Origin of the sequence: Spiractinospora alimapuensis, from assembly GCF_018437505.1 — a bacterium.
Taxonomy (GTDB): domain Bacteria; phylum Actinomycetota; class Actinomycetes; order Streptosporangiales; family Streptosporangiaceae; genus Spiractinospora; species Spiractinospora alimapuensis.
In genome coordinates, this window is record NZ_CP072467.1 from 3,271,828 (window position 1) to 3,286,652 (window position 14,825).

Here is a 14,825-nt window from a genome sequence, read left to right on the forward strand (position 1 = left end):
CGTCAGCGGCGGTCCCGCCAGACGGACGAGGGAGGCGCACCCATGCCCGCCACCACGGTGACCCCGGACCCCTCCGACGAAGTCGTCTCGGCCGCGACGGCCGATGACGCCAGCCCCGCGGCCACTCCCGCCGTGTCCTTCGACACCGCGCCCGAGCACTATCGACACTGGCGCGTCCACACCGAGGGGGAGATCGCCTGGCTGGTGTTGGACGTCGACGAACAGGGCGGCTTGGTCCCCGGATACGAGCTGAAGATGAACTCCTACGACCTCGGAGTCGACATCGAGCTCAACGACGCGGTGCAGCGGCTGCGATTCGAGCACCCAGAAGTCCGGGCCGTCATCGTGACCAGCGGAAAGGACCGCGTTTTCAGTGCCGGGGCGAACATCGGGATGCTCGGCCAGGCCTCGCACCAGTGGAAGGTGAACTTCTGCAAGTTCACCAACGAGACCCGCAACGCCATGGAGGACGCCGCCACACACTCCGGCCAGACCTACGTCGCGGCCGTCAACGGTAGCTGCGCCGGTGGTGGCTACGAGATCGCGCTCGCCTGCTCCGAGATCGTGCTGGTGGACGACAACTCCTCCACCGTCGCGCTGCCCGAGGCACCGCTCCTCGGAGTACTCCCCGGCACCGGAGGGCTCACCCGGGTGGTGGACAAACGCCGGGTACGCAAGGATCGAGCCGACGTCTTCGCCACCCGAAGCGACGGCGTCAAGGGGAAGACGGCGGTCGACTGGAAGCTGGTCGACGAGACCGCGCCCCCTCGGGACTTCGAGGCGCGGGTCGTCGAACGCGCGCGCGACGCGGCCCGACGTAACGGGCACCGCGCGGTCGCCGGGGTCCGGCTCTCCGCTCTGTCCCGTCGCGCATCGGAGCACGGCCTGGCCTACGACCACGTCAGTGCCGGGTTCGACCGCGCCGCCGGAACCGTCGAGATCACCGTGCGCGCGCCGGAGCACGGACCCCCAGACGACCTCGCGGGGCTGCACGGGTTGGGCGACCGCGCATGGCCGCTCGCGGTGACCCGGGAACTCGACGACCTCGTGCTGCGGCTCCGGACGAACGAGCCCACGCTGGGCACTTGGCTGCTCCGCACCGAGGGCGCCCCGGAGCGGCTCCTGGACTGGGAGCGGTTCCTCCAGCGGAACGCCTCGGACTGGTTCGTCCACGAGATCGTCCACTACTACAAGCGGACCCTGAAGCGGTTGGACGTCACCAGCCGCAGCCTGATCAGCCTGATCGAACCGTCGAGCTGCGCGGTCGGCATGTTGTTCGAGCTGTCCCTGGCGAGTGACCGGCAGTACATCCTGGACGGCCCCCCGATCGACGACGAGGACAGCGTCGACCGGGCCTCCGTGTACCTCACCGAGGCGAACTTCGGCCTGTTCCCCATGGGTAACGGACTGACGCGGCTGGAGTCCCGCTTCTACGGCGAGGACGATCACCTGGTCTGGCTGCGGAGGGAGACGGGGCGTCGTCTGGAGGCGGCCGAAGCCGAGGAACTGGGACTGGTCACCGACGCGCCCGACGACATCGACTGGGAGGACGAGATCCGCCTCGCCGTGGAGACCCGCGCCTCGATCAGCCCGGACGCGCTCACCGGGATGGAGGCCAACCACCGCTTCGTGGGCCCGGAGACGACGGAGACCAAGATCTTCGGCCGGTTGGCGGCCTGGCAGAACTGGGTCTTCCTCCGGCCCAACGCCTCCGGCCCCGAGGGGGCGCTGCGTAGGTACGGCACCGGTCAGAGACCCATCTTCGACAGGGAGCGGGTGTAACCACCATGGCCGACACCATCGACTACGAGTCCAAGATCCCCAACAACGTCGACCTCGCCGGTGACCGTCGCCTCCAGCGTGCGTTGGAAGGGTGGCAGCCGCGCTTCCTGAACTGGTGGTCGGAGATGGGTCCCGCGCTGGAGAACCAGGGCGTCTACCTCCGGACCGCGGTCTCCGTGGGGCGGGAGGGGTGGGCGCACTTCGACCACGTCCGGCTGGAGGACTACCGGTGGGGCATCTTCCTCGCCGAGCGGGACACCGACCGGCGCATCGCCTTCGGCGAGCACATGGGCGAACCGGTATGGCAGCAGGTGCCCGGGGAGTACCGGGCGGACCTGCAGCGGCTGATCGTCATCCAGGGCGACACCGAGCCGGCCTCGGTCGAACAGCAGAAACTCCTCGGTCTGACCGCGCCCAGCCTGTACGACCTGCGCAACCTGTTCCAAGTCAACGTCGAGGAGGGGCGCCACCTGTGGGCGATGGTCTACCTCCTGCACGCCTACTTCGGCAGGGAGGGACGGGACGAGGCCGCCGCCCTCCTCGACCGGAACTCCGGAAGTCCGGACTCCCCCCGCATCCTCGGCGCGTTCAACGAGGAGACCGCAGACTGGTTGGCGTTCTACATGTTCACGTACTTCACCGACCGCGACGGCAAGTACCAGCTCGGAACGCTCAAGGAAAGCGCCTTCGACCCACTGTCGCGCACCTGTGAGTTCATGCTCAAGGAGGAGGCGCACCACATGTTCGTCGGCACGACCGGTGTCGACCGGGTCGTCCAACGCAGCACCGAACTCATCCGCGAGCACGACACCTACGACATCGCGGCACACGGCGGGATCCCGTTGGACGTGATCCAGAAGTACATCAACTTCCACTACACGGTGTCTCTGGACCTCTTCGGCAGCGAGCGGTCCACCAACGCCGCCAATTACTACACGGCCGGCCTCAAGGGGCGGTGGCGGGAGGAGAAACGCGACGACGACCATCGCCTCACCGACGACGGTGTCGCCCTGCCCGTCGCCAACGCGGACGGGACCTGGAGCGAGGAGGAAGTCCCCCGGATTCTCGCGCTCAACTTCGACCTGCGGGAGCAGTACGTCGCCGACTGCCAGACCGGGGTGAACCGCTGGAACAGGATCCTCGCCGACGCCGGGATCGACCGTCGGCTCTCCCTGCCCCACCCCGGCTTCAACCGGAGGGTCGGCGTGTTCGCCGGTTGGCACATCACCCCCACCGGCACGGTCGTCGACCCTGCGGCGTGGGAACGCAAACGCGACGACTGGCTCCCCACGTCCGCCGACCTCGCCTTCGTCCAGTCCCTGATGCGTCCCGTGTACGAACGCGGCAAGATCGCCGGCTGGGTGGCACCGCCCCGACACGGGATCAACACCAAGCCCTTCGACTACGAGTACGTGTACTTCTGAGGCCCAGGGCCGACCACGACCGCGCGGTCCGGCTCGGGCCGGGCCTCCCTTGGGCCAACGAGGAGCTCCCCGCGTGTGACCCGCGACTTCGCCAAGCGGAGAAGCCATTCGGTAGTTTTGGCCGGAGTCGCGATCATGGAGGTCAGTACCGATGGTGGAGCCGCTCCTCCCCAACGATCCGCCACATCTGGGCCCCTACCGGGTCCTGGGGCGACTCGGAGCGGGTGGCCAGGGAGTCGTGTACCTCGCGACCTCGCAGGACGGGACCCAGGTCGCCATCAAGACACTCGGCGTGGACACGACGGAGGACCCCACCTTCCTGCAACGGTTCGCCCGCGAGGCGGACGCGGCACGCCAGGTGGCGTCGTTCTGTACCGCGGCCGTGCTGGACGCCGACCTCACCGCGCGCCCGCCCTACATCGTCAGCGAATACGTGGCCGGGCCCTCGATCGCGGCGGCCGTCCGGACCCGTGGGCCGCTCACCGGCGGCGACCTCCACCGGGTGGCGGTCGCCATGGCCACCGCGCTCATGGCGATCCACGAGGCCGGCATCGTCCACCGCGACCTGAAGCCCGCCAACGTCCTCCTCGGCGACGGTGGGGCACGGGTGATCGACTTCGGCGTCGCCCGGGTCTCCCACGGAACCGGAACGGCGACCAACACCTCGATCGGGACACCGGCCTACATGGCGCCGGAACAGATCGCCGGCGACCCGATCACCCCGAAGGCGGACGTGTTCTCCTGGGGTGCCGTCGTCGCCTTCGCCGCCTCGGGCCGGCAACCCTTCGACGGGGACAGCGTGCCCGCGATCCTGCATCAGGTCCTCAACGGCTCTCCCGACCTGACCGGTGTGCCCGAGTCCCTGCGTGACCTCGTCTCCGCGGCCCTGAACAAGGACCCGAACCAGCGGCCTTCCTCCACCGACGTCCTCATGACCCTGATCGGCCGCGCTGACCGTCCCGGCACCCAGGAGGCGGCGACCCAGGTGATGCGAGAAGGAGCTGCCACCGCCGTCGCGCCCATGGCCGGCGCGGCACCGACGGCCGTCCCACCCGGAACCCCACAGCCCCCGGGGCAGCCGGCCACCTCCGACGACGGACGCCCCCGCGGGCGACGCGGGCCCGTCGTCGCGGCGGCGGCCGGGGGGCTCGTGATCGGGCTCCTTCTCGGTGGCGTGCTCGGCTGGACGCTCTCACCCTCGGACGCGGGACCGGTAGCCGACGACGCCCAGGCGCAGGACGACCAGACGGACCCGGAACAGAGCGACGCCGCGGCCGCCGAGGACACCGAGGCGGACGACCCCGATGACGGTGACACCGACGAGTCACCGGCCGAGGTCCCCCGATTCCCAGCCGAGTACGCCGGCGACTGGATCGGGGAGACACCGGGGGTGGAATGGGAGGCGTCGTTCTCGGAGGGCGAGCGCAGCGGAACCGTCGAGTCCGACGACTGTGACTATGACCTGCTCCTCACTGAGACAACCGACGAAGGTTTCGAAGGCCTGATGGACAGCGACGACACTGGCTGCCATCAGCACACCTTCGATCTCTCGCTAAACAACGAAGTTCTCACGATGAATCGTGCGGTGGACATGGCGGAGGAGACCATCCAGTTCGAGCGGGACTGACCGCCCGTCCCACACCACGGCACGCGGCGGTCGCCCGACCGCCACCTGCCGGCGGGTACGCCGACGTCGGTGTGATACAACGCACGACAACGAGCCGCTCCACGCGCCGAGCGGCCAACGGACTGTGGGAGGCCGCGGAATGGGCACGTACGCGAGCGTCTACGAGCGCAGCCTGTCCGACCCCGAGGGGTTCTGGTTGGAGGCCGCCAGAAGCGTCGACTGGGAGCGGGCGCCCACGCGGGCCCTGGACGACAGCGCGCCACCGTTCTACCGGTGGTTCCCCGACGGGGAGCTCAACACCTGCTACAACGCGCTGGACCGTCACGTGGTCGCCGGCCGCGCCGACCAGACCGCGCTCATCTGGGACTCCGCGATGACGGGACAGGTACAGCGCTGGACCTACGCGCAGCTCCTCGAGCGCGTCGCGGCGTTCGCCGGGGCTCTGCGCCAGCGTGGCGTGAGCACGGGGGACCGGGTCATCATCTACATGCCGATGATTCCCGAGGCGGCGATGGCCATGCTGGCCTGCGCGCGGATCGGCGCGGTGCACTCCGTGGTGTTCGGCGGGTTCTCCCCCAAGGAACTCGCCGCCCGGATCGACGACGCCACCCCCACCGCGATCGTGGCCGCCTCCTGCGGACTCGAGCCGTCCCGGACCGTCGTCTATCAGCCGATCATCGACGAGGCACTGAACCTCAGCGAGCACGACGTCGACACCGTCTTCATGCTGCAGCGCGAGCGGCATCCGGCGGAGCTCGGTGGCCGGTACGTGGACTTCAAGGCGGCGCTGCGCGACGCCTACCCGGCGGAGTGCGTGGCGGTCCAGGCCACCGACCCGCTCTACATCCTCTACACCTCGGGGACGACCGGCCGCCCCAAGGGGGTGGTGCGGGACAACGGAGGGCACGCCGTCGCCCTGCACTGGTCCATGGGCAACATCTACGACATCCACGCCGGTGACGTCTTCTGGACCGCCTCGGACGTGGGATGGGTCGTCGGACACTCCTACATCGTGTACGCGCCGCTGTTCGTGGGCGCGACGACGGTGATGTACGAGGGCAAGCCGATCGGCACCCCGGACGCGGGCGCGTTCTGGAGAGTCATCGCCGACCACGGCGTGAAGGCCCTGTTCACCGCGCCGACCGCCTTCCGCGCGATCAAGCGGATGGACCCACGCGCCGAACTGCTCGCCGAACACGACGTCAGCACTCTACGGACGCTGTTCCTCGCCGGCGAGCGGCTCGACCCCGAGACCTACGCGTGGGCCAACGACATCCTCGGCATCCCGGTGATCGACCACTGGTGGCAGACGGAGACCGGGTGGCCGATCTGCGCGAACCTGCGGGGCCTGGACCCGATGCCACCGAAACCGGGTTCGCCGACGGTTCCGGTGCCCGGCTTCGACCTCCGAGTGCTGGACTCCTCCGGCGCACCGACGCCGCCCGGACGTGACGGCGCGCTGTGCCTCCGCCTGCCGATGCCTCCTGGCACCCTGCCGACGTTGTGGGGCGACGACGAGCGGTACCGGGAGTCCTACCTCTCCCGCTTCCCCGGCCACTACCTCACCGGCGACAGCGGGTTCGTCGACGACGACGGGTACGTCTTCGTGATGGGGCGGACCGACGACGTCATCAACGTCGCGGGGCACCGCCTGTCGACCGGCTCCATCGAGGCCGTGCTCGCCGCGCATCCGGCGGTCGCCGAGTGCGCGGTGATCGGTGTGCACGACGCCGTGAAGGGGCAGCTCCCCCACGGGCTGGTGGTGCTCAAGGCGGGCACCACCGTGGACCACGGAACCCTGCGGGCCGATCTGGTCGCCGCGGTGCGCGACCAGATCGGCCCGGTCGCGGCGTTCCGCGACGTCCACGTGGTCGACGGCCTGCCCAAGACCCGCTCCGGGAAGATCCTGCGCAGGTCCATGCGCGAAATCGCCGACCGAGGCGACACCGTCGTCCCCTCCACCATCGAAGACCCCACCGTCCTGGACGCACTTCGACCCACTCTGCGCGGCGAACAGGAGAAGTAGTCCTACTGGGCCTCGTCCTCTCACCGTTCGGCGGTCCACCCGCTGATGCTTTGTCGTGTGGCGTGACCGGCCGGGCTCGCCGGCGGAAACCACACAGTGAAGGATGTGGGGTGGGGCGCACGACCGCACGCGTGATCCAATCCCGTCCGCCCGAGATGATCATGCCCGCGGGACCGTATCGGGGTCACCTCATGTGGGCACCGGCCCCACCCCCGTACCTCCCCTATGTAGGGAGGAGCTCGTAGCGCGGAAGGTCGATGTTGGTCGCCTGGTCGTCGGTGAAGCGCATCAGGAACCAGCGCAGGGGGCGGAGGTTGAACATCGCGTCGCGCGCCCGGATGGCGGTCCAGCTCGATGGGGCCAGGAAACGCCCCGCGTTGCCCTTACGTGCCACCGCTCCGTAGGGGTGCATGAGGGCGTCGTACCGGGCGAAGGCGGCCCGGTGGTCCCCGGCGGCGGCCAGTTCACCGGCCAGCACGTAGGCGCCGACGATCGACAGTCCGGAGCCGAAGCCGCCCAAGGTGTTGCCATACGCCGCGTCCCCCAGCAGGACCACGCGTCCTCGGGTGTAGGAGTCCATTTCCACCCGGCTGATCGAGTCCAGGTACACGTCCGCGGAGTCGGGAAGTTCCCTCAGGTACTCCCCCACCGTCCAACCCATCCCCTCGTAGGCACGAATGAGCTCCCGCCGCTGGACCGCGGGATCCGTTGGGGCCCAGCCCGGGCGCTCAGGATCCAGTGGGGGAGAGGCGAACACGAAGAACGCTGGGGCCTTGGCGCCGTCGAGGCTCGCCATCCGTCCCGGTTCGTTGTACATCAGGCCGAGCGTTCGCTCACCGGGTGTTCTGGCGGGTCGGCTGCCAGGCGCCGGGTCGACCAACGCGTAGTAGTGATCCAGAAAGCGCACGAAGCGCTCCTCAGGGCCGAAGGCCAGCCGTCGCACGTTGGAGTGGATGCCGTCCGTGCCTACGACGATGTCGTACCGGCCCGAGCTGCCGCTGTCGAACGTGACGTCGACCCCGGCGTCGTCCTCGTCCATGGTGGCGATGGAGTCACTGAAGAGATAGTGGGCGTGGTCCCGGGACGCCTCGTAGAGCGCCTGGGTGAGATCCCCACGATGGATCTCGAGGTCCCCTCCGGTGAACTCGGCGGGGATCAGCGCGCGCTGGTGGCCGGATCCGTCCACGACGCCGAGGTCACTGCCGCCGGTGGCGAGTTCGCGCAGGGCGTCGAGCAGCCCCATGCGCTCGATGACCGCCATCTGGTCCGCGCCCTTGAAGTCGACCGCCTGGCCGCCGGGGCGCGGCGCCGGTGCCTTCTCCACCACGGTGACCGTGTGCCCGAGGCGACCGAGCCACATGGCGAGGGCCGGACCGGCGATGCCGGCTCCGGAGATCAGAACGTGCATGGTGGGCATGGGATCCCCATCTCTCCCCCTGTGTCCGATCACGAACACGCGGCATTAATTGCGTCCATTGGACGCTAATTAGCGTATGGGCGACGCAGTAAACTCGCAAGTGCCCAGGCAGGCCGCTGTGGCGAGACCACGGGGGAAAGGGAGCACGTGTCCGACACCACCGAACCCCCCGTCGAACACCGCGTCGCCGCGACCCTGTGGGGTGATCCACCCGCCAGGCGTCGTGGACCCAAACCCCGTCTCAGTCGGGACTCCGTCGTCGCCGCCGCGATCGGTGTCGCCGACGGCGAGGGACTGGCGTCGCTGTCGATGCAACGTGTCGCCGACGAGCTCGGATGCGCGAAGATGGCGATCTATCGGCATGTTCCGGGCCGGGATGAGCTGCTCGCCCTGATGGTGGATTCCGTCTTCGGTCCGCCGCCCGAGCTCACCGACACGTCGTGGCGGGACGGCCTCCGTCACTGGGCCCTCGGCGTGCGGGAGGTGTTCCGGCGCCACCCGTGGAGCCTGGACGGCGCCGCGGGGGGCCGGGTGATGGGACCGAACGAGTTGGCGTGGCTGGAGGCCGGCCTCGCTGTGTTCCGTGCCACCGGGACCCCACGGGCCGAACGCCTGGACGCGGTCGTGCTCGTGTTGAACCACATACGCGGACTCGTCCACCAGGGCCGAACCGGCCCGTCCGAGGCGTCGATGGTCGCGGCGACAGCGGACGTCCTGGGCAGCCACGGGGACCGATTCCCGGAAGTCGCCGCGGCCTTCTCCGCGGACCCCGGGGAGGTCGGCGCCCGCGACAACGCCCTGGAGTTCGGCCTGGAGCGCATCTTCGACGGCCTCGACCTGTGGGTACGGTCGGCGGGCCGGTGAGGCGCTCCGCGCGTCACCGCATCGACCGCCCCTGCGGCCACAGAGGTTTACACCAACCGTGTGGAAATCGTCGACGGGAATACTGGTGTGGCGATAGTGTTACATCAGCTGGTCGTAGTTTCTGTTTTAGTGTTGACCTTGTGTTTGACGCTCGCGGACTTACGTGAGCGGTCTGTCCGCCAGGCATGGTGGGACGCACCGCAACTCGTGCGATCAGGGGCCCGCACCCGCGGGTCTGCTTCACCATCGACCTGTCAGGAGACAGACATGGCTCAGGGAACCGTCAAGTGGTTCAACGGCGAAAAGGGCTTCGGCTTCATCAGCCGCGACGAGGGCGGCCCGGACGTCTTCGTGCACTACAGCAACATCGTGGGCACCGGCTTCCGTAACCTTGAGGAGAACCAGCGCGTCGAGTTCGACGTCGCGCAGGGCCCCAAGGGTCCGCAGGCCGAGCAGGTCCGCGGCCTGTAAGTCCTTGCCGGACTGGCCCGTCAGGGCCGGTCCCCTGTGAGCCCCCGGCTCACACCTCCGGTTGTAGGCCGCCATCCCCGTGGGTGGCGGCCCTTCGCATGTCCGGGGCACGGGCGAGTCTGATTGGCGCCCTCCGCGGGAACTGGTGGAATGAACCACGTCCACCGAGCGGCAGACCCGAGGGGGCCCACCGTGCGAGTCCAACCACAGTCCCCTGTCGCGCGCCGACTGTTCCGCGCCCCGGTGTGGATCTACCGGCTGGGCCTCGGCGGCCTGCTGGGGCGAAACTTCGTGCTCCTCACCACGCGTGGCCGCGTCACCGGCCGCCCGCGGCAGGTAGTGCTCGAGGTCGTCGCCCGTGACGAGGAGACCGGCGGGTACCGCGTCGTGTCCGGGTTCGGCGCGCGCTCCCAGTGGTTCCGCAACATCCAGGCCGATCCTCGGGTCCTGTTCGAGGTCGGCTGGCGCCGGTACCGCGGCACAGCGACCGTGCTCCCGCCGGAGGAGTCGGGCAAGGCCCTGTCCCACTACCTCCAACACAGGTACGGCCGCCTCGGGCCCCCGATGCTTCGCGTTCTCGGCCACCCGGTGGACGGCTCCCCCGAGGAGTACGAACGTGTGGGCTCCGACCCGAACAACGGCATCCCGGTGATCGCGCTACGCCCCAGCCCACAGCGATAGCGGGACTGGGGGAACGACCAGTCCTCGCCCACACCAGGTGTGGGCCGACACCTCCGGGAGGACGCTCCTAGGCGGACGTGTCCGTCTCGCCGTCCGCTCCGGCGTTGGTCAGGATGACGGTCTCCGAGGTGAGCGTCCGGTGCACGGGGCACTTCTCGGCGATCTGCAGCAGGGTACGGCGCTGCTTCTCGTCCAGGTCCCCCTCGAGGCGCACCTCGCGTTCGATGCGGTCCACCATCGCGTCCTCGGTCTCGCACTCGGCGCAGTCCCGGGAGTGGATCCGTTCGTGGGTCAGGCTCACCGACACTGACTCGAGTGGCCAGCCGCGGCGCTCGGCGAACATGCGCACGGTCATCGACGTGCAGGCGCCCAGACTAGCCAACAGCAGGTCGTAGGGGTTCGGTCCGCTGTCCGCTCCGGTCGGTTCCGGTTCGTCGGCGAGAAACGTGTGTCCCCCAACGGTGATGCTCTGGCCGTAGGGGCCTTGACCGCTCTCGGTGACCGTGACCACGTTCTTCTGATCCGCCATCGTCCCGTCCTTCCGACTGACACGGTGTTCGCCCCGCGGGGCCTCCGCTCCATCTTCCGTCACATGTGACCGGGCGTTGACACTCCCACCGGATGCGGCGTCATCGGCGTCCGGCTCCGTGTGGCATCGCCCCGACACCTGTTCGTACATAGGATCGGAAGTTGACACCGTGCCACGCGGGCGGCGGTGGTGGGAAGACCCACCAGGGAGGGGCGTTGATGGTCCGGCACGAGGAGATCGCGCTGCTGCGGATGGTGGCGCATCGGATCGCGGGACCGGGCGAGGCCGACGTCGTCGCGGCGGCACGTCTGATGACGGCGACGCAGGGACAGCACCTTCCCGGCGCGCTCACCTCCCTCGCGCTGCGCGCGCGAGACGCGACCAAGGCCGACGTGGTCTCCGCGTTGGACCACGGCCGGCTCGTCAGGTCGTGGCCGATGCGTGGAACCCTGCACATCGTGGCGGCGGAGGACCTCCGGTGGCTGCTGAGCCTCCTCGCCGAACGCGTGCTCGCCCAGATGGCCCGGCGACGACAACAGTTGGGGCTCGACGAGGCGACCCTGGCTCGCGCCCGCGCCAGTACCCAAGCGGCGCTACGGGGTGGCCACGGCCTGCTCCGCAAGGACCTTATCGCCGTGTGGGAAGACGAGGGTCTGGCCCCCGCCGGCGGGCGCGGCTACCACATGCTGGCGAACCTCAGCCTGAACGGTGTGGTCTGCCACGGCCCCAGCGACGGCGATGACCAGCGGATCGTGCTGATGGACGAGTGGATCCCGACCGGGCCGATCCCCGACCGGGAGGAGACACTGGCCTGGTTGGCGGAACGGTACTTCCACGGCCACGGCCCGGCGACCGAGACCGACTTCGCGCGCTGGGCCGGTCTGCCCCTGCGCGACGTCCGCGTCGGCATCGCCGCTGTCGGGGACCGACTGGAGTCCATCACCGGCCCCGAGGCGGGGAGCCCCCGATACCTGATGGCCCCGGACACCGCGGAGCGACTGGAGCGACACCGCGCGGAGGCCCGCGGAGTGTTCCTGTTGCCGGGGTTCGACGAGTACATCCTGGGCTACGCCGATCGGGACGCCGTGCTGCCGCCAGAGTTCGCCGCGCGCATCGTTCCCGGCAACAACGGCGTCTTCCGACCGACCGTGGTGGCCGCCGGGCGGGTCGTGGGGACATGGCGGTTTCCCACCCGTCAGAAGCGCTCCCTGGAGGCCGAACCGTTCACCGCGTTCGCGCCCGAGGTGAGCGCGCGGCTGCCGGACGCCTACGCCACGTTGCCGGTGTGACGACCCGCTCCGGCCGCGACACGCGTACGGATCCGGGCATCCGGTCCGCTCCCTCTCCGCGCTGGCAGGATCGGGGCGGTCGGGGGGTGGCGACTGTGGAAGGCCATCGTGGGTGGGGTCCGCACAAGGAACCACAGAACGAGAGCATCAGCACCAGGCTGAACTGGTTGCGCGCGGGTGTGCTCGGCGGCAATGACGGCATCGTCTCCACGGCGGCCCTGGTCCTGGGGGTGGCCGGTGCGACCACGTCCAGTCAGGCCATTCTGATCGCGGGGATCGCCGGGATGTCGTCGGGAGCGCTGTCGATGGCGGCGGGGGAGTACGTGTCGGTCAGTACCCAACGGGACACCGAGCAGGCGGCCCTCGCCTACGAACGACGGGAGCTCGCCGAGACACCCGAGGAGGAGCTGGACGAACTGGCGCACATGTACGAGCAGCGAGGCCTGACTACGGACCTCGCCCGTCAGGTCGCCGAGCAGCTCACCGCGAAGGACGCCCTGCGCGCCCACGCCGAGGTCGAGCTCAGACTGGACGCCGGGGAACTCACCAACCCGTGGCTGGCCGCGGTCACCAGCCTGGTCGCCTTCGCCCTGGGCGCCGCGATCCCCCTCTTGGCGATCACCCTCGCGCCCGTCGACGCGCGCGTGATCGCAACCTTCCTGGCAGTGGTGTGCGCGGTGGCCGCGACCGGGGCTCTTGGCGCAAGGCTGGGCAACGCCCGTCCGCTCCGTGCCGGCCTGCGCAGCGTCATGGGTGGGGCCGTGGCCATGGCCGCCACCTACGGGATCGGCAGCCTCGTGGGCCAGACCGCGGGCCTGTGAGGTGGGACTCCGGCACACCGAGCGCACCGTGATGCACGATTGGTGACGGTGGCGAACGATAACGTTGCGCCATGACGACGATCTGGGACCGCCAGGTGCGGGAGTTCCTCCTGCACGGCACCCGCACTGCCAAAGTCGCCTACACCTCCTCCGGCGGACACCCCCTGGTGGCCCCCGTGTGGTTCGTCCTGGAGGGGGAGGAGATCGTGTTCAACACCGGCAAGAACACCGCCAAGGCCGCCTCCATCAACCGCGACGCCCGCATCACCGTCTGCGTGGACCTTGAGCACATCCCCTACGCCTTCGTCCAGGTCCAGGGGACCGCGACCCTTTCCGAGGCCCCGGACGAACTCCTGCGCACCGCCACGATGATCGGCGAGCGCTACATGGGCCCGAGCCGCGCCACGGAGTTCGGCCGCCGCAACGGACAACCGGGCGAACTGGTGGTCCGCGTCCAACCAACGAAGGTCCTCGCCGGCTTCGAGATGACGGCCTGAACGGCCCTCACGCCCCAAACCGACCCGGGAGCCACCCGCCCGTCCCGGCCACACCAGACCCGGTCTGACCAGCCGACGCGTTGAGACAGCCTCCGCGAAGCCACGCTGGATCCACGTCCCCGCCCCGGCGGCGACGACCTTCTCTGCGACACCACCGCCAGCCGACCGTTTCGCTGCGGTCGCGCGTTCCCGAGGGAACCCCGGCCGCGCCGCACCAGAGCACCGGCCAGCGAATGCGCCAACTCACGCCGAACAGGAACGCCCCTCGAAGCTCACTCCCTCGCGGCGCCCCACGTGGGCTCCGCACAACGCGCGGAGCCCACGTGTCCCGGACCGGCCGTGAGGCCTCCCCCGGCGACAGTCCCACCGCGGTCCCTCGTTCCCGAGGGAACCCCGGTCCCCGTGCGGGACAACCGGTCGGCGGAAGCACCGGCCCACCGTGAGTAGGCGGGCCCCGTCCCCTTGGCACGCGACCGACGCCACGAGGCACGGCCCCCGGAACTCACTCCCCTACGGCGAGCCGCACCGCCCGACGCATGTCGTCGGAGCCCACCCGTCTCGCCCCCGCGGGACGGTCCGGACCGGCGGTGGTGGACGCGCGTCGGTGGCGCGGGCCTCCGCTGAGGCTTCGGAGCCATGGCCTGTCTCCCGTTCCGTGTCCAGATCGGCCCGACGCTGACGGGTGACAGCACACCGTCAGCGTGCCCCCGAGCCGCGTCGCTGGAGGTCTCGCTGTGGACGACGCCCACGCGCGGCACCTACGCGCGGCGAACGTCGGTTCCCTGGATGAGGGGCAGCATCACCTCGTCCACGATGCTGACGACGAGATCGTCGCTGAGGTAGCCCGTGTGGAAGAGGAAGTGGAACCGGAGTGAGGCGTGGCCGGCCTCCAGTTGGCGGTCGGTGACGGATTCGACGTCCACTTCGCCGCGTTTCGCGGCGCGGTCCAGGAGATCGCGCATCACCACCATGGTGCGGCTCGCCTCACTGCCACGCAGGTCCTCGATGGTCGAGTGGTCGCGGATCGCGTCGCTGATGACGCCGCGCATGGCGGCACCGATCGGGCCCTGGAGTGCCTCCGCCGACCGACGCATGAAGGCCAATAGGTCACCGCGCAGGCTGCCGGTGTCGGTGATCTCGCCCTGGTGGGGAAAGGTCCGGCCCGCCGCCTCGTAGATGAGGTGGAGTTTGCTCGGCCATCGGCGGTAGACCGACGCCTTGCTCGCCTTGGCGCGCTCCGCCACGCGTTCGATGGTGAGTTCGGCGTAGCCCACCTCGGTGAGTTCGGCGAGCGCGGCGTCCAGGATCGCCGTGTGCAGGGTCTCGCCGCGTCGGCGCGACTTCCGACCGGGTTCCGCCGCCTCGGACACACCATCCATCGTTCCTCCTCACGACGG

At 69.7% G+C, this 14,825-nt stretch carries 13 protein-coding genes; 10 read left to right on the forward strand and 3 right to left on the reverse strand.

What is annotated here, in order from left to right; genetic code table 11:
• The first annotated feature begins 42 nt into the window (after positions 1-42).
• From boxC to J4H86_RS15120, 4 genes are all read left to right on the forward strand, one after another.
• The gene (boxC, locus tag J4H86_RS15105) at positions 43-1,782 is read left to right on the forward strand and encodes a 2,3-epoxybenzoyl-CoA dihydrolase (RefSeq protein WP_236538230.1); all 1,740 of its coding nucleotides are present in this window, start codon (positions 43-45) and stop codon (positions 1,780-1,782) included.
• Between the two features lie 5 nt (positions 1,783-1,787).
• On the forward strand, positions 1,788-3,206 hold the full coding sequence (boxB, locus tag J4H86_RS15110) for a benzoyl-CoA 2,3-epoxidase subunit BoxB (RefSeq protein WP_236538232.1): 1,419 nt from the start codon (positions 1,788-1,790) through the stop codon (positions 3,204-3,206).
• A 151-nt stretch (positions 3,207-3,357) separates the two neighbouring features.
• Positions 3,358-4,833 carry a serine/threonine-protein kinase gene (locus tag J4H86_RS15115; protein ID WP_236538234.1) on the forward strand — a complete coding sequence of 492 codons (1,476 nt, stop codon included), beginning with the start codon at positions 3,358-3,360 and terminating at the stop codon, positions 4,831-4,833.
• Positions 4,834-4,972: 139 nt separating this feature from the next.
• The gene (locus J4H86_RS15120; protein ID WP_236538236.1) at positions 4,973-6,859 is read left to right on the forward strand and encodes a propionyl-CoA synthetase; all 1,887 of its coding nucleotides are present in this window, start codon (positions 4,973-4,975) and stop codon (positions 6,857-6,859) included.
• Positions 6,860-7,082: 223 nt separating this feature from the next.
• Here J4H86_RS15120 and J4H86_RS15125 read toward each other — a convergent pair whose 3' ends face one another.
• On the reverse strand, positions 7,083-8,276 hold the full coding sequence (locus tag J4H86_RS15125; protein ID WP_236538246.1) for an FAD-dependent monooxygenase: 1,194 nt from the start codon (positions 8,274-8,276) through the stop codon (positions 7,083-7,085).
• Positions 8,277-8,423: 147 nt separating this feature from the next.
• Between J4H86_RS15125 and J4H86_RS15130 the strand changes: the two genes are divergently transcribed.
• From J4H86_RS15130 to J4H86_RS15140, 3 genes are all read left to right on the forward strand, one after another.
• Positions 8,424-9,140, forward strand: coding sequence for a TetR/AcrR family transcriptional regulator (locus J4H86_RS15130; RefSeq protein ID WP_236538255.1), 717 nt, complete (start codon positions 8,424-8,426; stop codon positions 9,138-9,140).
• A 267-nt stretch (positions 9,141-9,407) separates the two neighbouring features.
• Positions 9,408-9,611 (forward strand): cold-shock protein, encoded by a 204-nt coding sequence (locus tag J4H86_RS15135; RefSeq protein ID WP_236538257.1) that lies wholly within the window; start codon positions 9,408-9,410, stop codon positions 9,609-9,611.
• Positions 9,612-9,803: 192 nt separating this feature from the next.
• The gene (locus J4H86_RS15140; RefSeq protein WP_236538259.1) at positions 9,804-10,292 is read left to right on the forward strand and encodes a nitroreductase family deazaflavin-dependent oxidoreductase; all 489 of its coding nucleotides are present in this window, start codon (positions 9,804-9,806) and stop codon (positions 10,290-10,292) included.
• A gap of 67 nt (positions 10,293-10,359) precedes the next feature.
• Here the strand turns inward: J4H86_RS15140 and J4H86_RS15145 are convergent, their stop codons facing one another.
• Positions 10,360-10,821 (reverse strand): OsmC family protein, encoded by a 462-nt coding sequence (locus J4H86_RS15145; RefSeq protein WP_236538260.1) that lies wholly within the window; start codon positions 10,819-10,821, stop codon positions 10,360-10,362.
• Between the two features lie 218 nt (positions 10,822-11,039).
• Between J4H86_RS15145 and J4H86_RS15150 the strand changes: the two genes are divergently transcribed.
• From J4H86_RS15150 to J4H86_RS15160, 3 genes are all read left to right on the forward strand, one after another.
• Positions 11,040-12,110 (forward strand): winged helix DNA-binding domain-containing protein, encoded by a 1,071-nt coding sequence (locus tag J4H86_RS15150; RefSeq protein ID WP_236538263.1) that lies wholly within the window; start codon positions 11,040-11,042, stop codon positions 12,108-12,110.
• Between the two features lie 95 nt (positions 12,111-12,205).
• Positions 12,206-12,931, forward strand: a complete 726-nt coding sequence (locus J4H86_RS15155) for a VIT1/CCC1 transporter family protein (protein ID WP_236538265.1) — start codon at positions 12,206-12,208, stop codon at positions 12,929-12,931.
• A 71-nt stretch (positions 12,932-13,002) separates the two neighbouring features.
• Positions 13,003-13,428, forward strand: a complete 426-nt coding sequence (locus J4H86_RS15160) for a PPOX class F420-dependent oxidoreductase (RefSeq protein ID WP_236538267.1) — start codon at positions 13,003-13,005, stop codon at positions 13,426-13,428.
• 758 nt (positions 13,429-14,186) lie between these two features.
• Here the strand turns inward: J4H86_RS15160 and J4H86_RS15165 are convergent.
• Positions 14,187-14,807: a TetR/AcrR family transcriptional regulator gene (locus J4H86_RS15165; RefSeq protein ID WP_236538270.1), complete on the reverse strand. Its 621-nt coding sequence runs from the start codon at positions 14,805-14,807 to the stop codon at positions 14,187-14,189.
• Between the last annotated feature and the right edge of the window lie 18 nt (positions 14,808-14,825).